The sequence below is a fragment of the Psychroserpens sp. Hel_I_66 genome, assembly GCF_000799465.1.
Lineage (GTDB): Bacteria > Bacteroidota > Bacteroidia > Flavobacteriales > Flavobacteriaceae > Psychroserpens.
In genome coordinates this window covers 2,138,721-2,159,152 of sequence record NZ_JUGU01000001.1, presented here as the reverse complement: position 1 = coordinate 2,159,152, position 20,432 = coordinate 2,138,721, and the positions used below count along the sequence as shown (strand labels likewise).

The window sequence follows — 20,432 nt, the reverse complement described above, 5'->3', positions numbered from 1 at the left end:
AATGTTGACTCTCAGTAATTCATGACTTTAAAGCGTAATGTTTTAATCCCAGATGGCGATAGTACTTGGGCATTATCAGTCATACATTGTTTATCTCAAATTGAGAATTATAATTTATTTGTATTATCCAATACAAAACGAACAGCCTCCAAATATTCAAGATACACATCGTATTATAAATTTCACGAGAGACCAGCAGATGACAGTTGGGTAGAGATTATCAATGCTGAAATTGAATTAAACAAAATTGATGTCATCTTACCAATTGCTGAAAAGGAAATCACTTTTTTTATTAAGCATAAGCAAGATATTTATAAAAACACAAAAATAATTCCTTGGCCAAAATTAAGGGATTATGAGATTGCCATAGATAAATATAGACTGAGCAATTTCGCAAAAGAGCATGAGATCCCACACCCAAGATCTTATTTTATTTCTTCGGAAATTGATCTGGAGAATAAAATTTCAGGAATTAATTTTCCACTCCTTATCAAACCACTTCATCAAAAAGGTGGTGAGGGAATAATAAAGGTAAATTCCGAAGAAAGCCTTATCCAACATTTAAAACGTGCACATAACGGTTTGTTTATCCAAGATTATATTAAGGGTTATGATATTGACTGTAGTGTATTGTGTCAAGATGGTGAGGTGTTGGTATATACCATTCAAAAGGGAAACCTTCAAGGAGATACAACTTTTGCGCCTCAATTAGCTTTTGATTTTTTGCAAAATGAACACCTTCTTGCAACCGTAAAATTGATAATGAACAAGCTCAATTGGTCTGGAATTGCACATCTGGATATGCGTTATGATGAAAAAGCAAATAATTACAAATTAATTGAAATTAATGCTCGATTTTGGGGTAGTATAGAGGCCTCTAAATTTGCAGGAGTGAATTTTCCGCATTTAGTAATTTCTTTAGCAATGGGAGAAGAATTGCCAAAAATTGATTACAAATCTTTTCATTATATGCGATTAAAAGGAGTTATTAAAACAGTTAGGCGAAACCCTTTATTTGTATTTAAAAGAAGCTATTTGTTAAATAATACAGAGACAAAAACATTTATTAAAGATCCTTTGCCAACGTTTCATAGATTTAGAGACTGGTTGGTAAGACGTTTTTAGTAATGAGTATAAAAAGCAAAAAGAGGACAAAGCCTCTTTTTGCAAGAAACGTTTTTTAACAATAATATTTTTAAATCCCTCTAAAATAATAGCTAAAAAAGTTTCTACCCCAAATACCAAACCTACTACAATAAGGTATTTATAACCGTAAAATTAATCGTTTTGTCGGATTACTGTAAGGAAATTTCTTTCAACTTATCAACAATTTAAGTTTATAACTTTTTAGTTTTCAAACAATTGTGTTTTTGTTAATGTAAAATCGCATATAGTTAATCAATGTAATATTCTATTACTATAAATTTGCATTTTTAAAATCCATATCATTGATATTATCACAATACACCAAAGAATTTAATTACAATTTCAAATTAGCAGCTCCAGTTATTTTAGGGATGCTTGGTCATACGTTTGTTAGTTTTGTTGATAATGTAATGGTTGGTCAATTGGGAACTGCAGAATTAGCAGCAGTTTCACTTGGCAATAGCTTTATGTTTATAGCGATGTCTATAGGTATTGGTTTTTCGACAGCGATCACGCCTTTAGTAGCAGAAGCAGATGCTGCGAATAATTTTTCAGAAGGAAAATCCTTTTTTAAACATGGTCTTTTTCTTTGCACCATTTTGGGGATTCTTTTATTTCTCACGGTATTTTTGGCAGAGCCACTACTTTACATGATGAAACAGCCAGTTGAGGTGGTTGATTTGGCAATCCCTTATTTACATTTGGTTGCTTTTTCTTTAATTCCTTTAATTGTTTTTCAGGCTTTTAAACAATTTAGTGATGGGTTGTCCTTAACTAGATATCCCATGTATGCCACCCTTTTGGCTAATATTGTGAATGTGGTTCTCAATTACATTTTAATTTTTGGGAAATTTGGTTCTCCGGAATTTGGCATCGTTGGAGCAGCCTACGGGACATTGATCTCACGTTTTGTGATGGTAGCACACCTTTGGTGGCTTTTAAAAATGAAAGAGAAGTCTAAGGCTTATGTGACAAACATTAAGATTTTTGTTTTAGATTCATTTAAGATGAAAAAATTGATTGGTCTTGGTACTCCAAGCGCTATGCAAATGTTCTTTGAAGTTGCGATTTTTACAGCAGCGATTTGGTTGAGTGGTTTGCTGGGTAAAAACCCACAAGCAGCAAATCAAATCGCACTTAACTTATCATCAATGACCTTTATGGTCGCTATGGGATTAAGCGTTGCATCGATGATTAGGGTTGGTAACCAAAAAGGTTTGAACCAATTTAAAGAGCTTAGAAGAATTGCATTTTCTATATTTTTATTGGCGGTGATATTATCCGTTTTTTTTGGTGGATTCTTTTTTATATTTCATAATGAGTTGCCAAAACTCTATGTAGATTATGATGATACCAAAAACTTGATTGATAATACAGAAGTGGTTTCAATAGCTGCAAAATTGATGATTGCAGCAGCGATTTTTCAAATTAGTGATGGCATTCAAGTTGTGGTTTTAGGTGCCTTGAGAGGATTGCAGGACGTTAAGATTCCTACGATTATTACTTTTTTCTCCTATTGGGTAATCGGTTTTCCTGTAAGTTTTTACTTCGGAAAAGAAGAAGCCTATGGCAGTTTTGGCATTTGGATGGGTTTATTGGCTGGTTTAACCACAGCTGCAATACTATTGTTTATCAGATTTAATTATTTGACCAAACGATTGATACGAGAGTCATAAGATTTTATAACTTTACCGCTTTAAACTAAGATATTTGTAAAACTAACATGGAACTACCTAAATTCATTCTCGGCGATAACACAGATCATCCCAACGCAATCTATGTGATTCATACAGATTTCCCACGATTTATAATCAACCTTGAAGACGATGAGGTAGAATGGTTTGAGGAGTTTGATGAACATGATCAAAAAGAAATTGAAAGCGAAGCTGAAAATTTAATCCAAGCAGCGACCGATTTTTATGACAGGGAAATTTCAAGATACGACGACTAATGATTGAGCAACTTATAGAATACGACCAAGAATTATTTATTTATTTAAATGGAATGGGAAACGTGTTTTGGGACGCTTTTTGGCTGACCTATACAGCTAAACTGCATTGGATCCCATTCTATGCATTATTGGGGTATTTAATGTATAAAAAGCTGGATTCAAAAATGTTTGTACTTACGTTGGTAACAATAGCATTAATGATCACATTTACAGATCAGGTCACAAATTTATTTAAAGATGGTTTTATGAGATTGAGACCATGCTATGAAGATGGTGTGGCAGAGGTAATGCGTCTTGTTAGGAAAACCTGTGGTGGACGATATGGTTATTTCTCTGGTCATGCAAGTAACTCAATGGGACTTGCCTTTTTTGTTGGTTTAATGCTAAGAAGTAAATATAAATACATGCTTCCTATTTTGATAGTATGGGCAGCTTTAATGGGATATAGCAGGATTTACGTAGGGGCTCATTATCCTTTAGACGTATTGAGTGGTATGTTATTTGGAGGTGTATCTGGATTTATGTTTTATAAATTAGATAAGTATATCCAGTCGAGATTTCAGACTAAAAAATTATAAACTACTTTTTTTAATCTTGTAATTTATTGTTCTTTTTTTGATCCATAGATAGGCAAAACAATCTATAAATGGTGTTACTAAACGTTTTCTTAAACCAAATTTTGATTTTCCAGCAACTCTAGGAAAATGACGAACAGAAATTTGTTTTACCGTGCCCTCTTGTAAAAGAATCATCGCAGGAAGAAAACGATGCAAACCTTTAAACATGGGAATGGCTTTAGCATAATTGGTATGCATTACTTTTAATGGACAACCAGTGTCTTGAATGCCATCTTTGGTAAATAACCTGCGAATGTAATTTGCAATTTTGGAGGAGACATTTTTTATTAATCTGTCTTTTCGGTTTGAGCGAATTCCAGTAACCATTGCATGATCGTCAATATGAGCTAAAAGCAGTTCAAAATCTTCGGGAGTGGTTTGTAAATCTGCATCCATATAGCCAACAAGTGGAGTAGTGATATGATCAAACCCAGCTTTAAGAGCAGCACTTAGACCGTAATTTTCAGATAAAAGAATACAATCAAAGTTTGGGTTTCTTCCGCAGATATCCTCAATTATGGTTTGGCTGGAATCTTTAGAGCCATCATTAATAAATAAGACTTTGGTTAGAATAGAAGCGTTTTTTAAATAATTGGTAAGTGCTTTTTCAACAGGAATTAGATTAGCCTCTTCATTATAAACGGGAATAAGAATGGTGAATTTAAAATCCATTTAAATTGGTGGTTCCAAGAATATCTTAATTGATAATTTATTGCAATGTCAACAAATACTCCGCAGCAACAAAAGGTGTTGTTTTTCCTTCCTCAATTAATTGCAATTGTGTTTGGAGCGCTTCTTTAATTTTAGGTTGATTGAAAAAATCAGATTTTAATCGGTCTTCAATAGTCTGTAAAAGCCAGAATTTATTCTGTTCAGTACGATGAGTTTCAAAATAGTTATTGGCTTTTGTGAAATCCATATATTCTGAAATGTGCTGCCATAAATCACTGATTCCTTCTCGATGCAAAGCACTACATAACGTAACTTTCGGCTGCCATTCTGATGCTTTTTGCGGATACAGATGTAATGCTCTATTAAATTCTACCTTAGCCAACTTAGCAGCTTTTAAGTTGTCTCCATCGGCTTTATTGATGGCTATGGCATCTGCCATTTCTATGATCCCTCTTTTAATACCCTGAAGTTCGTCGCCCGCTCCTGCTATTTTAAGCAGTAAAAAGAAATCCACCATACTGTGAACTGCGGTTTCACTTTGGCCCACACCAACGGTTTCAATAATAATTGTATCAAAACCTGCAGCTTCACACAAGATGATGCTTTCACGGGTTTTACGAGCTACTCCACCAAGTGAGGTTCCCGAAGGAGAAGGTCTAATAAAGGCATTATCATTTTTTACCAAATCTTCCATTCTGGTTTTGTCACCCAAAATACTGCCTTTGCTCAAGCTACTACTAGGGTCAACTGCTAAAACAGCAACTTTTTTACCAAGATCAGTGAGGTAGAGTCCCAAGGCTTCAATAAACGTGCTCTTTCCAACGCCAGGAACTCCGGTAATACCTATTCTAATAGATGCATTTGCATTTGGTAAACATGCTTTAATAACCTCATTGGCTTGTGTTAAATGGCTTGGATTAGAACTTTCAACAAGCGTGATGGCTCTGCTTAAAGCGGTAATGCTGCCATTTAAAATTTCGGCAACTAAAGTTTCCGTATCAAGTTTGGCTTTTCTTTTATTTTGAATTTTTTTAATAGAAGATAGATTGGTAATATCAGATTGCGATACACCATCTGTCTCATGTAATGCAGATGATTTTGATTTTTTAGACAAAATGCCTTTATTTTTGGTCTTGAAATACTTTTAAAGGTACTGCAATTTTTGTATTATCCCAAGCCATAGTTAGGTGGAGGTCGTCTATCGAGTTATCAAAAGCTATTGTAAATTGCTCTACGGTCGTGTCTAATTTTTCTACAGGTACGTCAATTTCTAATAAATCGTAATTGGGATCCCACATGGGTTGCATTTCTTCATCAACTCCCCATTCATATTGTTTTTTGTTGAACATTACATTCCAGGTTGAATCTTTGGGAACGGTCCACAACGTATATATTCCTTTCGGCAAATAAATACCCTGAACCATTAAATCTTTGTTGGTCTCAAAAGTCGTTGCTTCGTTTGCTCCTGTTCGCCATACTTTATTAAAAGGTACTAAGGCTCCAAAAATATCACGTCCTTTTTTTGAAGGTCTGTTATAGAACACCTCTAATTTAAGATCATTGAGTTTAAATTCTACTGTATCTTTAGGACTCAGTCGAGGAGAAAAAATATCTTCCACAAAGTATGAATATAAAAATAGGCCTAGAGCCACAATAGACAATAAAATAAGTAGGCGTTTTAAAAACGTGTTCATAGCAATGAAATAATGTAAATAATTGACTTCAAATATAAATTAATTTGATGTGCCAACTCCATTAGTTAACGAGATTTTGTCTGAATTTCTTATAAATTTTAAAAAATCTTATACTTTTTTGCAACACTCCTTTTTTTGACTCGTCTTTATAATGAACCCATATCAAATAGAAGTAATTGATTTATTTGATAAATAACCAAACCAAGAGAGATTTGAATACACTTCAAATTGATATCATTGAACAATGCAAGCAGAATGATCGCACTGCGCAATTACAACTATACAATCAATATTGCGATGGTATGTTGGCAGTTGCAATGCGTTTTGTAAAGGATTCTATGGAAGCTGAAGATATCGTACAAGAAGCCTTTATTAAAGCATTTTCAAAACTCAATCAATACAAAGCCGAAGTCACTTTTGGAGCCTGGTTAAAACGTATCGTGATTAATAAAAGTATCGATTGCCTAAAATCCAAGAAGCAACATTTGCAAGAATTGGAAGAGGTGCACCTCAAGGTCGTTGACGACAATTATGAAAACGAATGGTTAGTTGACGATGCAATAACACTTGATGAGATCAAGTTGGCAATTCAAAACCTACCAGACAAATACCGTTACGTCGTGATGTTGTATTTGGTTGAAGGGTATGATCACCAAGAGATTTCCGAAATTTTAAACATTACAGAAGTCGCCTCAAGAACCCAGCTCTCAAGAGGGAAGTCAAAATTGAAAGAACAGTTAAAACCCATAAAAAATGGCACGAGATATTAGAACATTATTTGAAAAAGAGCAACAACAGTCGCCACAAAAAATGAGCGAAGGTCACGAGGCACGTTTTCTCAAAAAATTAGACGAGGCTCAGCCAGTTGAAACATCAATCAAAAAACGTTTCAGTGTGTTACAAATTGCAGCAAGTATTGTGATCTTAATTGGATTGGGTTTTGGAGCGAACACATTTTTTAATACAGAAAAAGTGATTCCTTCGGAAATCGTCGATACCAAAAACCCGTCTAAAGATGACCAATTAAAATCATTGGGAGACATCTCTCCAGATTTTAAAAAGGTAGAGGATTACTATTTAGCAAACATCAATTTAGAATTGTCCAAAGTAAAACAAACACCAGAAAATAAAGAGTTATTTGATGGTTACGTTATAAGACTTGCAGAGTTAAATCAAGAATACAAACGCCTCTCGGTAGAGCTAACCGAGCATGGGCCAAATGAGTTAACCGTAAGTGCACTGATAGACAATCTTAAGTTAAGACTCAATTTATTGTATCGCTTAAAAGACCAATTAAATGATTTAAATACTTCGGAAGAACAAAAAATCAAAGTATAACCAAATAGTGTGAATGCATACTATTTCAGTATAAAAAAACAATCCAATGAAAACAACATATCAATTAATGTCACTACTATTTTTTTGTGTCGCTATAAGCGTTTCTGCACAAGAAAAGTTGACTAAAGTGTCAAAGAAAATCGATGTCACGAAAAATGTAGAAATCGATTTGAATACCAGCTATGTGCAAATAGAAATTGACACATGGAACAAGAATACCTTAGAAGTTGAAGCCTACGTACAAGGAGAAAAGCTTTCTAAAGAAGAGCTGCAAGAAGCTCTAAATGAATGGGACTTAAAGGTCGAAGGCTCTGGAAGTAATGTTAAGATATCTTCTAATGGTTCCCACGGTTCATGGAACAGATTAGGTTACGACAACATGAATTTTGAAGCATTAAGTGCATTAGAGGCTTTGGGTGATATGGATTTTACAGACATCCCAGAAATGCCAGAAATGCCTGAGTTACCAGAATTACCAGAAATGGCACGATTGGAAGTGCCAGAAGCACCAGAAATGCCAGAATTACCAACCTTACCAAACGGTATAACCAATGTGAGCTTTGATACTGAAGCGTATAAAAAAGAAGGTGAAGCCTATTTGGAAAAATGGAGTAGAGATTATCCGGAAAATTTGAGAGAACCAATGAAAAATTGGGGAAGGCAAATGGCGAAAGTAGATTTTTCCTCTTACGAAAAGCGCATGGAAGCCTGGGGAGAAAAATTTGGAAAGCAGTTTGGCGAGGACTATGGTAAAAAGATGGAAGCTTGGGGAGAAGAATTCGGAAAGCGTTTTGATGGTGAATGGTCTAAAAAAATGGAAGCTTGGGGAGAACGCTACGGTAAGCAAATGGAAGAACGGGCCAAAACTATGGAGAAACGTATGGAAGCTAGTCAAAAAATGATGGAGAAGCGTCGAGAAAAAATGGAAAAAGTTCAAGTAAAACGTTTAGAAGCCAACCAGAAACGTCATGAGCATTTATCAGATTTTTTTGAAAGCAAAGGCGATAATGTAAAACGTATTATCAAAATCAAAATGCCAAAGGATGCAAAATTAAATATGAACGTGAGACATGGTGAACTCAAAATGTCTTCTGTAATTTATAATTTAAAAGCAAATATTTCTCACGCTATTGTATTGGCAAATCATATTGATGGAAGCGCGACTTCCATCAATGTGTCCTATTCTCCAATAGATGTTACGACCTGGAGCGATGGCGAACTCAATTTAAAATATGTTGATGACGCACATCTTGCTATGGTTTCAAGTTTGAGATTAAACAGTAACTCGTCTGATATGCACATTGATAATTTAACCGGAACTGCCATCATAGATGGTAGTTTTGGTGATTTGTCGATCTCAAATATTACAGAAGATTTTACAAATCTTAATATTATTTTAGAAAACAGTGAAGCCATTATAAAATTACCCAACAAAACGGTAGACTACAGTATGTATTTTAAAGGGAACCGCTCGCGATTAAATGATGAGTTGACGTCTCAACAAACAATTAATAATCATCCAAACACCAATAAATCTGGCAAGACAATTGTCATTAATGCTAAGTTTAGTGACGTTGCTTTGAAGGAGTAGTAAAAGTTATGCAATTTTTTTTTAAGTCCTGTCATTCCGCACTTGATGCGGAATCTTATAATTAATCCTTAATTTCTTATCCATAAGAAAACTGTTGAGTCTTCCAGTTTCCGAAGAAAAAGAACACATTTTAAAACTTTTAGTAACAATTCATTAAATCGCTTATCTTTATAAGGTATAATTATAATCAACCAACCTAATTATGACTTCAATCAAACAATTGCTTGTAGTGTGTCTCTTTTCGGCATGCTTTTTTTCATGTAAAGACAATTCTAAAACCGATGTTGCAGAACACACAAAAACTGAGTATGCAAAATTTGTGGATGCCATGAGGGCAGAGGGCATTTCTACAGGAAATATATTGGTCTATGAAGATGGAGAAATTATATTTAAAAGCTCTAACGGTTTACGATCTATCAACCCAACCGATTCTTTAGACTTAGACTCTCAATTCCGTTTGGCATCAGTAAGTAAGCAGTTTACAGGTATGGCAATTATGAAGTTAAAGGAAGCTGGAAAATTGGATTACGACCAAAAAGTGAATACGATTTTAACCGACTTCCCGTATGAGAATATTACGGTTCGTCAATTATTGCACCACACGTCTGGACTTACAGATTATGAACGTTTAATGGCAGAAAATTATGTTGTAGAAGATTCTACGAAGCAATATATTTTGGGCAATGATGAGGTGTTGAAAGAATATTATCGTATAGCACCTGAGTTGGATTTTCAGCCAGGAGAACAATGGGAATACAGCAATACTGGATATCTGTTATTGGCTTCTATTGTTGAGACCATATCAGGTCAACATTTGAGGACATTTTTGAAAGAACAAGTTTTTGATCCTATTGGTATGAAAAACACTGGAGTTTACAACTATCAAATTGAGTCAGATGCAAATATGCCAAATCGTGTTTTTGGCTATAGTAAATCACTCAATCAAAAGGATGTCATATCTAACGATTATCATATGCTCAACGCTGTAAGAGGAGATGGTGGCATTTACTCAACTCTAGATGATCTTTACAAATGGAATATGGCTTTGGCAAATCACACCATCATCCCTAAAGCGTATTTAGATGAAGCTTGGGTAACCGGTAAAACTAATGATGGCGAAAATACAGGTTATGGTTTTGGGTGGTTTTTAGATTATGATCCTGGAGAGCCAAGAGTGGTCAGCCATTCTGGTGGTTGGGTTGGTTTTGCGACATTTTTGCATAATGAAGTTGACGATAAAAACGGTTATATCATTTTAACCAATGACTCTGCAGAACATTTTGGATCAATTTATAATAATATGAAACGATTGAGCGCTGGTGAAACATACCAAATGCCAAGAAAATCTGTTTACAAAGAAATGGCCAAACGTATTTTTGAGAAAGATATTGATGAGGCTATTTCATTTTATAATACCAAAAAAACAGACACGATTAATTATCGAGTGAGTGAAAGCGATATCAACCAATTGGGCTATCTATTGCTCAATGAAGACAAATTAGATGCAGCAACCGAAATCTTTAAATTGAATATGAACGAGCATCCAAAATCTGCAAACGTCTATGATAGTTATGGTGATGCGTTGTTGATGCAAGGCGATTCTATCCAAGCGTTGGCAAACTTTAAAAAATGCTATGAAATGGATAACAGTTTGGATTATGCGAAGGATAAAGCCGAAGCATTAGAAACCGCTTTAAAAAATTAATAATGTCATTATTACAACTTTTAAAATCGGTCAAAGCCAGTCCTGTATTGGAATCGTCAATATCAAAATCAGATTATGTTGCACTCGATTTATCAAAAACCAACGAGGAATTAAATGCGATCGATGTGTCATCTTCGGAAATTTTAGAACAATACATCAATAGCCATAAACAGAAACATAGTGCAAAAGTAGCCTATGGTGGTTATATCGAAACCAGAAACATTTACCAACGAAGCACATATTTTAGGGACACAAACCCAGAAACCGAACGCAATATCCATTTGGGTCTCGATCTTTGGATTGCTGAAGAAACTCCCATATTCACACCTTTGGATGCTGAGGTACACAGTTTTAAAAACAACACTAATCATGGCGATTATGGTCCGACGATTATTCTAAAACACAACATTGAGCATATAGAATTCTACACGCTTTACGGACATCTAAGTTTAGCATCTATAAAAAATCTCAAAGTAGGGCAAACCTTTAAAAAAGGAGAGCAAATTGCCACTTTAGGAGATGCTAGCGTTAATGGCGATTATGCACCACATTTACATTTTCAGATTATTCAGGATTTGCAAGGTATTGCTGGTGATTATCCTGGTGTTTGTTCTAAAAAGGATTTGGAGTTTTATAGAGGGAATTGTTTGGACCCTGAGTTGTTGTTGAATTTAGATTAATTCTAAATCAAACTAAATTCCATTTATTAATTTTTGATTTTTTCAGTAATCCAACAATAAACAATATACTTGTATTATATAATCTACCATATGAAACATACTTACTTGTTTTTATTCGCATTTTTTACAGTCTTTATATCCCAATCTCAAATAATTGATATTCCTGACGAAAACTTTAAATTAGTATTAGCATTAACCCAATGTGTAGATACAGATAATGATGGCATTTTTGATAGCGATGTCGATCTAAATGATGATGGAGAAATTCAAGTTTCAGAAGCCGAAGCAGTACAATCCCTGCGTATAATTTTTAATAATATTCAATCTATTGATGGTATAGATTTTTTTGTAAATCTTCAAAAGCTTGAAAATCAAAATAATCCTATAAATGAAGTAGATTTAAGTCTAAATATAAATTTAAAGGAATTAAAATTTGCCAATGCTAATCTTACTACATTAGACCTAAGTCAAAATATAGAATTAGAATATTTAGATTGTTCTAATAATCAAATAACATCATTATCAGATTTAACAGTAAATCCAGCATTAGAGTATGTTAATTGCTCGAATAATCAGATAAACAGTTTAGCTCTTAATACTCCCAATTCATTACTAAAAGAATTAATATGTTCTATAAATAATATCTCATTATTGACTTTAATTAATTTAAATTTATTAGAAAAATTAAATGTTTCGAGTAATCAACTGTCTGAAATTGATGTGACTCAAAATCAAAATTTAACTGAATTAAGTATAAGCTCTAATTCAATATCTGGTATAGATTTAAGTCAAAATATAAGTTTAGAGATTTTGTCAATTTCATACACTACTATTAATGAGGTTGATTTGACAAATTTCAATAACCTTCAAGAGTTTTTTGCTTATGAATGTCCAATAACACAATTAGATGTATCACAAAATTCAATGCTTAGAGGGCTTAATCTAAACGGTACACAACTAGATGTGTTAGATGTTACTAATAACTTGCTTTTAGAGGAGTTGAGAATATCTAATACCAATATTACCTCGATAGATTTAAGTTTATTAAGTGAATTAACAACAGTAAATGTTGCTGAAACTCCAATGACCAGTCTTAGTGTTAATAATAGTCCGCAAATATTCTCTCTTATTCTGTATGGAAGTCTAATAGAAAATTTATTTATTAAAAATGGATCTAGTATCTCAAATAACGTATTTTTCCCAATAAACGATATGCCTAATTTGACATATATATGTGCTGATGAGTTTGAGTTTTCTAGCGTGCAAAGTAATTTAAATGCCAACGGTTATTCAAATGTGCAACTCAACTCGTTTTGTTCATTTGCCCCAGGAGGCGAATTTTTCACAATCCAAGGAGAAAACAAAATTGATACAAATACAAATGGCTGCGATGTTAATGATCCAGTATTTCCATTTATGAAATTTTCGATTAATAGTAGCTCAGATGGTGGTACAGTAGTGGCAAGTGAATCTGGAAGTTATAATATTCCTCTTCAAGAAGGCGCTCATGAGCTAACACCACAGTTTGAGCACCCTTCTTATTACATGGTATCTCCTGCTAGCGTGATTGTTGATTTTCCGTCAGATTCAAGTCCTTTTACTCAAGATTTTTGTATTACTCCAAATGGAGATTTCAATGATTTAGAGATAGTAATTATTCCTCTACAGCAAGCAAGACCAGGATTTGATACAGATTATAAACTTACCTATAAAAATAAAGGAACTACCATTTTATCTGGAAGTGTCGATTTAGCATTCACAGATGATGTTATGAGTTTTGTGTCATCAAGTCCAGTGGTAGATGATCAAATTCCTAACCAATTGAGTTGGAATTACATTGATTTGCAACCTTTTGAAACAAGAGCAATCAATTTTACAATGAATCTCAATACACCAACAGACGCAAATTTCCCATTAAATGGAGATGATGTGTTAGACTTTGTTACAACTATTTCATCTAGTGATTTAGATGAAACTCCAAACGATAACGTATTCACTTTAAACCAAACCGTAGTCAACTCATTCGATCCAAACGATAAAACCTGCCTAGAAGGTGATTTTATTAGAGAGGAAATGGTTGGAGAATACGTACATTATATGATTCGGTTTGAAAATACAGGCACAGCTAATGCTGTAAATGTTGTTATTAAAGATGAGATTGATACTAGCAAATATGATATAAGTACAATTATTCCTTTAGATGCAAGTCACGATTTTGTAACCAGAATTCAAAATGCAAACAATGTTGAATTCATTTTTGAAAATATCGATTTACCTTTTGATGATGCCAATAATGATGGTTATGTCGTATTTAAAATCAAGACTTTAGAAACTTTAGCAGTTGGAGATACATTTAGTAATGATGCAGAAATCTATTTCGATTTCAACTTTCCTATTATTACTAATGATTATACAACAACTGTTGAAGATAATTTGTCAATAGTAGATCAAGAATTAAGTGCTGGAGTTAAGATGTTTCCTAATCCAGTGAGTGATAAGCTTTTTATAAATTCCGAAGTAAACATAGAAAAAGCTTCAATTTACGATGTTAACGGACGTTTATTAAAAACAATCGTTTTCTACGGAAATGAAATACAAAGATCAGTCGATTTAGAAGCATTGTCAGTAGGTGTCTATGTAATTAAGCTTTCGTCGAATACTAGTGAATCAACGCAAAAGTTTATTAAAGAATAAGTCTCATAATAATTTCAACATAACAAAAACATAGTTGCCATTCTTGATTCACCGAAAATGACAACTATGTTTGAATAAAATTAAGTATCTCTTGAGAAAATTAATCTACTTTTTTTCCAGGAATTTCTTGTCCGCCTTGAAAAAGTGTTAGACTTTCTACATGTCCATTACTGTCTCTATTAAACTGGATATCTGCCACGACAACTTTTAGAAAGAATTTATCTTTTTCTTTAGCATAAAGCTCAACTTCTGCCTGACCAGTTGGGAACGCAAAGAGTTTACCATCTTTTACGCTTATTTTGATGTTGAATCCTGGCTGAAGTTCGTAATCTCCTACATATTCATTTAAGGTTTCTACAGGTAAGTCTATAGATTCACGTTCTGCAGGAGGCATCTTGTCAATACCTTTGCCAATAATGGTTTCTCCGTTAACTTTCATTTTAACCATGCGATTTCCGTTTTCAGTATAAAAATCATAACTCGTATTGCCACCATCAAAGATAAAATTGGTTTCTGTTAAAGGGTAAATCTCCAAATTGGAGCTGCCTTCACGTAGGCTAAATAATTGTTGATCCTTTATCGTGACATGTCTAATAACATTATTGTCAAACTCATATGCGCCAACCCATTTTTTAAGTTGTGTCTCACTTAGCGTTATAGCATCATCTTTGCCTTTAAATGGTTTTCCTATTGCCATTGCAGCGATATTTGTGATTAAAGAGCTCACGTTCCCACAGTCACAATTACTTAGTCCAATGACGTACATATTTTCTTCAGGGAGAAAAATACCGTTTGATGTATATCCAAAAATACCTCCAGAATGCTCAACAGTTGGAGAACCGTTAATGTCTCCTTTGATCCATCCGTAGCCATAAGGAATAGATTCTCCGTCGTTTAGCTTAGAACCATTTATGGCGCGCTCTAGAGTGCTTCTTTTAATAAGTTTGTTGGCGCTAATTGCATTTTGCCATATCAATAAATCTTCGGTCGTAGACATAATTGATCCTGCTGCATAAGGTAATGTCAAACTCAAATAATTGGCGTTTACATAGCCATTATCGTTTTGGGAATAACCACTGGCACGATTTGGAATTAACTCTGTCATGCTTCCGTAGTAAGAATTATCCATCCCTAACTCATCAATAATCTCTGTTTGAATGAAATCCTGATAGCTTTTTCCTGAGACCACTTCAATGATATGGCCAAGTAAAATATAACCAGAGTTATTGTAATTGTACTTAGTGCCAGGATCAAACTCCATAGGCTCATTTTTAAATTTTTCGATTAACTCTGTTGGAGTCATATCTGTGCGTGAAAGGGACATAAAAGTTGGCATATTAGTGTAACTTTTTATGCCAGATGTATGATTGAGTAAATTATGGATCGTTATGGTTTTTCCTTGTGTTGGATAATCTGGAATGTGTTTTGTGATATCGTCATTTACGTTTAGTTTACCTTGCTCTTCAAGCATTAAAATTGCAACTGCGGTAAATTGTTTGGTGATCGATCCAATTTCAAAAACATTATCATCAATAGCTTCAACGCCCAGTTCTAAATTGGCCATTCCGTGAGCTTTTTGATAGATCGTTTTACCATCTTTTGCTATTAATACTGAAACTGCTGGAGTTTCAGTATTGTATTGCTCGCTAATATACGTGTTGATTTTTTCGTCTAAATTTTGAGCAAATGCTGATAAGGAAAATAGTAAACATAAAAAAAGGAGTGTCGATTTTGAAAATACGCTATTGAGGGTCATGTGAAATTGGTGTTTAAGGTTGGTTTTTATATTCGACGACTTATTGGCAGTTATGTTACAAACTGAAAAGTTTCCATATAAAAATAACCTTAAATTCTCGTATTATAAAATTTAAAAGGCTAATATTTAGTGTATTGCGATTTTAAGAATCTCAATCTTTCGCAGCTTCAACATTTGGTAACCTGTAGCTTTTATAGGCTCCTAAAATTCCGAAGAGCGATAATACCAAAATCACATCTTCCGTAGAAATCAACGATACCAAAGCACTCAAGCCACCTGTTACCAAAAGGATCATGCCAATAACGGTATTGCTCACTGCCACGTAATTGGTGCGCTCGTTGCCTTTTGCCATATCGACGACATATGTTTTTCTGCCCAATCGCACGCCACCATGCGCTATTCCGAGGATGAAAAATGCAAGCGGATAAATCCACAATGTACTTTTTAAAGTTTCAGAAAATGAAATAATAAAGTAAGCGATAATACCCAGTGCAGAAGCAATTAATACCGAAACTGCCATTACGTTTTTGCTGGATCGATCTGAAAACCGTCCCCAAAAAGGCGCGCTAATTATCGATGCAATTCCATTGGCAATAATAAACAATCCCAACAAGTAGCTTTCCTTGCCAATATTGGTTTGTGCCAAAACAACATAGTAAGGCGCGGTCAAAGCAGAACATAATAATAGGGATCTGGCAATGACAAAATCACGAAATTGCTTATCGGTTTTTAAAAGCTCCAATTTAGAAACAACATCTTTGTTCTTTGATTCTTTTTCTTCGGAAACCGCCTGCGGAAACTCCTTTATGCGCGAATAAATAATCGCACCAAAAAGCCACATTACAGAAGCAAAAAAAACGACATTGCTGTAAAAATCTATGGTAGCATCACTTTTAGATTTGTAGAGCATATACAAGCCTGCCAGCAATACCAATACTCCGGAAACAGAAACCGTGTACCCTTTTAGCGTACCACGTCTTGTTTTGGGAATGCTCTTGCCCAACACATCCTTTGATGTTACAGAGCACATACTTCGTGATAAGCTAAAGACAACTACAGCTAATAAGATAAGCCAACCAGCAAGAGTACCTTTAAATAACAAAGTGATAAAACCAATAGAGGCAATTGCAACAAACTGTAAGCAAGAGCCAATGACCCAAACCCATTTTCTAATCGGTTTTTTATTGATGTATTTGGTCAACGCTATTTGCGGTATCATAGAACCCGATTCCCTAATGGGAACAACCAAACTAATAAGCGAGACAGGAGCATTAACATAACTCATAAGCCAGGTTAAAACAGTTTTTGGATTACTTAACGTATCCCCTAATTTTGTGAGTGTTGAGCTTAAGAGGATTAGAAAATAATTACGGGTAACGTGATTGCAGGCGTCTTCGGTAATATCTTTGCAAACACGATTTCCGTGTTCGTTATTTAGTTTGTTGTAGAGTTTATCGAGTAGAGAATTTGCCACTAGTTGGATAGGTTTGATAGTGTTGCAAATTACGACCTATTTTCTAATTATGTCGAATTTGGTTTTGAGGATTCTTTTTATGATTGTGAAGGTTTTGCAATTTTCTTCGGAAAAGCGACAAAAACTGGAGTGGTGAAATTTCCGTAGGTATAGTGAGACTAAACTCCATAAAACCAATCCAACTCACTCATGAAATACATACTAATTATATTTTGTCTCATTTTTTCTTCGGAAGTATGTTCTCAGGGACCCATCGACGGATTCTATCGTGGTCAAAAAAATGTCACCACGGTTTTAGGTTTTGGCTATGAGGACAATAAAGATTATCTCATCGGGAAAACCGAATCAGACCTAGAACGAACCTTGGTTTACGGGAACATTTTTGTGGCTTACGGTCTCAGTGAACACTTTGATGTGCAAGTATCCCTTCCTTACATGACCAGTGATGATAACAGTAGTTTACAGGACATCAGTTTTTTTTCAAAATATAAAATTGGTGATTTTAATACATCAAAAGGAAATTTACAACTGAGTCTTGGGTTGGGACTTTCAACACCTTTAGGAAATTATGAGGTTGGGGGATTAAACGATTTAGGGCAGCGTGCCACCATTTTAGATATGCGAGCAATGCTGCATCACAAGTGGAATAGCAATTGGTTTGTGACCTTGCAAAGTGGCTATTCCTTAAAGTTTGAGGAAGTGCCAAATAGTATCCCTTTGGTTATAAAGGCAGGAAAAGCTGCTGGAAACTGGTATTATGATGTGTTTTTTGACTTTCAAAATGCGGTTGACGGAATCGATTATAGAGGGACGCCAAGACCTCAAAATTTTAGAGAACTCGAAGTCGATTACCAAAAATTGGGAGCAACTGTTTATCGTAATATTTCTGGTGGTTTAGGTGTGTATCTCAATTATTCAAATGTAATTGGTGGTAGAAACGTATTTCAAGGTCCAAGATACGGAGTTGGGTTGGTTTATGATTTTAGGAAATAGAGGATATGCCTTAGTTGGCGATAATTAAATTTACATACCCGTGTCCATATTGCTAAATTTTATTAACTTCAGCATTATCACTGTTGCAATTGAGAGAAGAAAGAGAGCAATACTATATTATATTTGAAAACTGGTCCTTGGATCCTAACCAGTGGTCCATGGTCATGGATGGCACTGCGGTGCTATTGACCTTGTTTGGTTTCATCATAGCTTTGCTCCTTTATCGAATGCAGAGAAATGATAAATCTGAAGATGCACGCAGATTTTTTCAGGCTTCTTTGCCAGAATTGAAAGCCTCTATCTTACACGCCATTTCCGATCTGGAAGCGTTTACCAAATCCCTTGAGCTTGACAATGTTGTGGATCCTGTTCTATCAGTTTCCCTTAACGATAATTTTTTGCAAAAAGTCAATCTGGTGGCATTGAATCGGTATTATGTATCTCAAGAAAAGGAAAAACTACCTCACTACATTCAGTTATTAGTAGATTCCAACTTTTTTGGCGATTATCGAGATTATATTACCAACCAAGTGAAGTATTTCAGGACAGCCTATTTAGAGAAGCAGCAATCTTCCCAACCTTTGGAACAGATGAAAGTGAAAATTAAGAGCATTGTTAAAAAGGATATCACAAGGTTCAGGGATATTGTGCAAAACCTCGAAGCCTTGATGGATTAGAACATAATTCCAGTGCCAGTTATTTTTATGACTAAAGCAAATAAAAAATATTGAAATAATTCAACACCAAGATTTGGGAGTTTCGTTTAATGTTTATTTATAAGATTATTGGCGTGTTTAAGCAACTAATTTGGTATATGAATAATTGCTAGAAAAAATTTTAGAGAATTTTCATAGTTAGGATATTAAGAACTAATTATTATAAAAGTAGATTATTGCTTTTGCAGAAATGATTACCTAAATCCTCAACTGTCGCTTAGCCAAAGATTTTCCAAGTAATAATCCTGCAACAGCTAATACGATATCACTAATACTAAACCATAATTCTTTTGGCAACATCGCGATATTGAAAATAGTAGCTGCTAGCATAAATCCGCCAACAATATATGCAGGCACCATACTCGTTTTAGCGATCAACCCTGCTATATACATTCCTGCTGTGATTCCCATAAAATGACCAATAACCACCATGACTTTTGCGCCAGTTGGGATTTGGTGCATGTTATTTTTTATCCACTCCATGTCCATTGGATTAGCACCTTCTGGTAATGGGAATAGGGTATGACCAATTAACGTTTCAAATAGGTAAACGGTTATTGATGCTACGATGAGACCTACTATGGTTGCTAGAATATTTCTCATGCTAATGTGTAATTGGTTTGTTATAATGAAGGTAATAAAAAAACTTGATAGAATTCACTAATAAAATTTGGGAGTTTTGTTTGACGTTGATGTATATGTAAAGTTCCGTGTTTGTGAGCAAGGATTTTTCGAAGCAAAATAAGAAGCCTGCAAAGTTGCAAACTAACTTTGAATTAACTAAAACTACCAATTTTTTATATATGGTCTTAACCACTGGTTTTATTTTTTATTAATCCGCTAACAATATTAATTGTCCTACGACCGCAATCAACGCTGTGGAATAAATTGCTAAAGTCAGATTTTCATTGAAATCATATTCCACTATTGATTCACGGTATAGTTGCGACATACCCCAGATTAGCAAAATTCCGCCAAAAGTTAGCACAATGTGAGTCAAATTCATCCATTTGGATAGCTTTCTGTGGGCTTTTAGCAAAATCCAATATACAAGTCCGATTATTGCAAAAAGTACTGAAATCAGAATATTTAAATCAGCCAGCGAAAAAACATAATAAGTGTCGTGAATATTAATATCCAAACTCTCAATTGAACTTACAAATCCGCTTGACATAATTAAGGGAATCGAAAGCCAAAAAATTAGATATGGTTTATTGATTATTCTGATCATTTTTCAACTTGTTGCCAATGCTTTAAATATCGACTGTTTCAATTATTAATATCCACAGTTAAACGAAGTTCGACTATTTTTTTGATAATATAAATACGTAGTTCCACGTATCTTACAAACAAAAAAAATCCCAAACGTTAATTTGGGATTTTTGAGTTCTCATTATATCAGAAT

General features: G+C 34.3%; 20 protein-coding genes. 13 read left to right on the top strand and 7 right to left on the bottom strand.

Features of this window, described 5'->3' with window-relative positions; genetic code table 11:
* The first annotated feature begins 21 nt into the window (after window positions 1-21).
* The 4 genes from GQ40_RS09720 to GQ40_RS09705 all read left to right on the top strand — a co-directional run bounded on the left by GQ40_RS09720 (window position 22) and on the right by GQ40_RS09705 (window position 3,675).
* Complete coding sequence (locus GQ40_RS09720; protein ID WP_047547882.1) at window positions 22-1,125, top strand: ATP-grasp domain-containing protein; 1,104 nt, start codon at window positions 22-24, stop codon at window positions 1,123-1,125.
* Between the two features lie 323 nt (window positions 1,126-1,448).
* On the top strand, window positions 1,449-2,822 hold the full coding sequence (locus GQ40_RS09715) for an MATE family efflux transporter (protein ID WP_047547881.1): 1,374 nt from the start codon (window positions 1,449-1,451) through the stop codon (window positions 2,820-2,822).
* Between the two features lie 47 nt (window positions 2,823-2,869).
* Entirely contained in the window at window positions 2,870-3,097 is a 228-nt protein-coding gene (locus GQ40_RS09710) for a hypothetical protein (protein ID WP_047547880.1), read from the top strand.
* Window positions 3,097-3,675: a phosphatase PAP2 family protein gene (locus GQ40_RS09705; RefSeq protein WP_047547879.1), complete on the top strand. Its 579-nt coding sequence runs from the start codon at window positions 3,097-3,099 to the stop codon at window positions 3,673-3,675. Before GQ40_RS09710 ends, GQ40_RS09705 begins: the two co-directional genes overlap by 1 nt.
* Here GQ40_RS09705 and GQ40_RS09700 read toward each other — a convergent pair.
* The 3 genes from GQ40_RS09700 to GQ40_RS09690 are packed head-to-tail and all read right to left on the bottom strand — an operon-like array spanning window position 3,670 to window position 6,080.
* Window positions 3,670-4,386 (bottom strand): glycosyltransferase family 2 protein, encoded by a 717-nt coding sequence (locus tag GQ40_RS09700; RefSeq protein ID WP_047547878.1) that lies wholly within the window; start codon window positions 4,384-4,386, stop codon window positions 3,670-3,672. The genes GQ40_RS09705 and GQ40_RS09700 overlap by 6 nt on opposite strands.
* A 37-nt stretch (window positions 4,387-4,423) precedes the next feature.
* Window positions 4,424-5,503: a methylmalonyl Co-A mutase-associated GTPase MeaB gene (gene meaB / locus GQ40_RS09695; RefSeq protein ID WP_047547877.1), complete on the bottom strand. Its 1,080-nt coding sequence runs from the start codon at window positions 5,501-5,503 to the stop codon at window positions 4,424-4,426.
* A 4-nt stretch (window positions 5,504-5,507) separates the two neighbouring features.
* A complete protein-coding gene (locus GQ40_RS09690; protein ID WP_047547876.1) occupies window positions 5,508-6,080 on the bottom strand; it encodes a DUF2911 domain-containing protein in 573 nt (190 codons plus the stop codon).
* A gap of 212 nt (window positions 6,081-6,292) precedes the next feature.
* Here GQ40_RS09690 and GQ40_RS09685 point away from each other — a divergent pair, with 212 nt between their 5' ends.
* From GQ40_RS09685 to GQ40_RS09660, 6 genes are all read left to right on the top strand, one after another.
* Complete coding sequence (locus tag GQ40_RS09685; RefSeq protein WP_047551823.1) at window positions 6,293-6,850, top strand: RNA polymerase sigma factor; 558 nt, start codon at window positions 6,293-6,295, stop codon at window positions 6,848-6,850.
* Window positions 6,834-7,418, top strand: a complete 585-nt coding sequence (locus GQ40_RS09680) for a hypothetical protein (RefSeq protein ID WP_047547875.1) — start codon at window positions 6,834-6,836, stop codon at window positions 7,416-7,418. The genes GQ40_RS09685 and GQ40_RS09680 overlap by 17 nt, the downstream gene beginning before the upstream one ends.
* A gap of 46 nt (window positions 7,419-7,464) precedes the next feature.
* A complete protein-coding gene (locus GQ40_RS09675; protein WP_047547874.1) occupies window positions 7,465-9,009 on the top strand; it encodes a hypothetical protein in 1,545 nt (514 codons plus the stop codon).
* 202 nt (window positions 9,010-9,211) lie between these two features.
* Entirely contained in the window at window positions 9,212-10,714 is a 1,503-nt protein-coding gene (locus GQ40_RS17175; RefSeq protein WP_052184220.1) for a serine hydrolase, read from the top strand.
* Between the two features lie 2 nt (window positions 10,715-10,716).
* Window positions 10,717-11,394 carry a peptidoglycan DD-metalloendopeptidase family protein gene (locus GQ40_RS09665; RefSeq protein WP_047547873.1) on the top strand — a complete coding sequence of 226 codons (678 nt, stop codon included), beginning with the start codon at window positions 10,717-10,719 and terminating at the stop codon, window positions 11,392-11,394.
* A gap of 90 nt (window positions 11,395-11,484) precedes the next feature.
* Complete coding sequence (locus GQ40_RS09660; protein ID WP_047547872.1) at window positions 11,485-14,088, top strand: leucine-rich repeat domain-containing protein; 2,604 nt, start codon at window positions 11,485-11,487, stop codon at window positions 14,086-14,088.
* 100 nt (window positions 14,089-14,188) lie between these two features.
* Here GQ40_RS09660 and GQ40_RS09655 read toward each other — a convergent pair whose 3' ends face one another.
* Both GQ40_RS09655 and GQ40_RS09650 read right to left on the bottom strand, forming a co-directional pair.
* Window positions 14,189-15,844: a serine hydrolase gene (locus GQ40_RS09655; RefSeq protein WP_047547871.1), complete on the bottom strand. Its 1,656-nt coding sequence runs from the start codon at window positions 15,842-15,844 to the stop codon at window positions 14,189-14,191.
* 151 nt (window positions 15,845-15,995) lie between these two features.
* Entirely contained in the window at window positions 15,996-17,318 is a 1,323-nt protein-coding gene (locus tag GQ40_RS09650; protein WP_047547870.1) for an MFS transporter, read from the bottom strand.
* Between the two features lie 3 nt (window positions 17,319-17,321).
* Between GQ40_RS09650 and GQ40_RS17600 the strand changes: the two genes are divergently transcribed.
* From GQ40_RS17600 to GQ40_RS09640, 3 genes are all read left to right on the top strand, one after another.
* Complete coding sequence (locus GQ40_RS17600) at window positions 17,322-17,465, top strand: hypothetical protein (protein ID WP_156115566.1); 144 nt, start codon at window positions 17,322-17,324, stop codon at window positions 17,463-17,465.
* 42 nt (window positions 17,466-17,507) lie between these two features.
* Complete coding sequence (locus GQ40_RS09645; RefSeq protein ID WP_047547869.1) at window positions 17,508-18,311, top strand: transporter; 804 nt, start codon at window positions 17,508-17,510, stop codon at window positions 18,309-18,311.
* 89 nt (window positions 18,312-18,400) lie between these two features.
* Complete coding sequence (locus GQ40_RS09640) at window positions 18,401-18,988, top strand: hypothetical protein (RefSeq protein ID WP_047547868.1); 588 nt, start codon at window positions 18,401-18,403, stop codon at window positions 18,986-18,988.
* A gap of 237 nt (window positions 18,989-19,225) precedes the next feature.
* Here the strand turns inward: GQ40_RS09640 and GQ40_RS09635 are convergent, their stop codons facing one another.
* The gene (locus GQ40_RS09635; protein WP_047547867.1) at window positions 19,226-19,630 is read right to left on the bottom strand and encodes a hypothetical protein; all 405 of its coding nucleotides are present in this window, start codon (window positions 19,628-19,630) and stop codon (window positions 19,226-19,228) included.
* A gap of 229 nt (window positions 19,631-19,859) precedes the next feature.
* The gene (locus tag GQ40_RS09630) at window positions 19,860-20,201 is read right to left on the bottom strand and encodes a hypothetical protein (protein ID WP_047547866.1); all 342 of its coding nucleotides are present in this window, start codon (window positions 20,199-20,201) and stop codon (window positions 19,860-19,862) included.
* Between the last annotated feature and the right edge of the window lie 231 nt (window positions 20,202-20,432).

Coding starts and splice junctions, on each gene's coding strand:
- GQ40_RS09720 (WP_047547882.1), top strand. CDS start 22: ATGACTTTAAAGCGTAATGTTTTAATCCCAGATGGCGATAGTACTTGG.
- GQ40_RS09710 (WP_047547880.1), top strand. CDS start 2,870: ATGGAACTACCTAAATTCATTCTCGGCGATAACACAGATCATCCCAAC.
- GQ40_RS09705 (WP_047547879.1), top strand. CDS start 3,097: ATGATTGAGCAACTTATAGAATACGACCAAGAATTATTTATTTATTTA.
- GQ40_RS09700 (WP_047547878.1), bottom strand. CDS start 4,386: ATGGATTTTAAATTCACCATTCTTATTCCCGTTTATAATGAAGAGGCT.
- GQ40_RS09690 (WP_047547876.1), bottom strand. CDS start 6,080: ATGAACACGTTTTTAAAACGCCTACTTATTTTATTGTCTATTGTGGCT.
- GQ40_RS09680 (WP_047547875.1), top strand. CDS start 6,834: ATGGCACGAGATATTAGAACATTATTTGAAAAAGAGCAACAACAGTCG.
- GQ40_RS09675 (WP_047547874.1), top strand. CDS start 7,465: ATGAAAACAACATATCAATTAATGTCACTACTATTTTTTTGTGTCGCT.
- GQ40_RS17175 (WP_052184220.1), top strand. CDS start 9,212: ATGACTTCAATCAAACAATTGCTTGTAGTGTGTCTCTTTTCGGCATGC.
- GQ40_RS09665 (WP_047547873.1), top strand. CDS start 10,717: ATGTCATTATTACAACTTTTAAAATCGGTCAAAGCCAGTCCTGTATTG.
- GQ40_RS09660 (WP_047547872.1), top strand. CDS start 11,485: ATGAAACATACTTACTTGTTTTTATTCGCATTTTTTACAGTCTTTATA.
- GQ40_RS09655 (WP_047547871.1), bottom strand. CDS start 15,844: ATGACCCTCAATAGCGTATTTTCAAAATCGACACTCCTTTTTTTATGT.
- GQ40_RS09645 (WP_047547869.1), top strand. CDS start 17,508: ATGAAATACATACTAATTATATTTTGTCTCATTTTTTCTTCGGAAGTA.
- GQ40_RS09635 (WP_047547867.1), bottom strand. CDS start 19,630: ATGAGAAATATTCTAGCAACCATAGTAGGTCTCATCGTAGCATCAATA.
- GQ40_RS09630 (WP_047547866.1), bottom strand. CDS start 20,201: ATGTCAAGCGGATTTGTAAGTTCAATTGAGAGTTTGGATATTAATATT.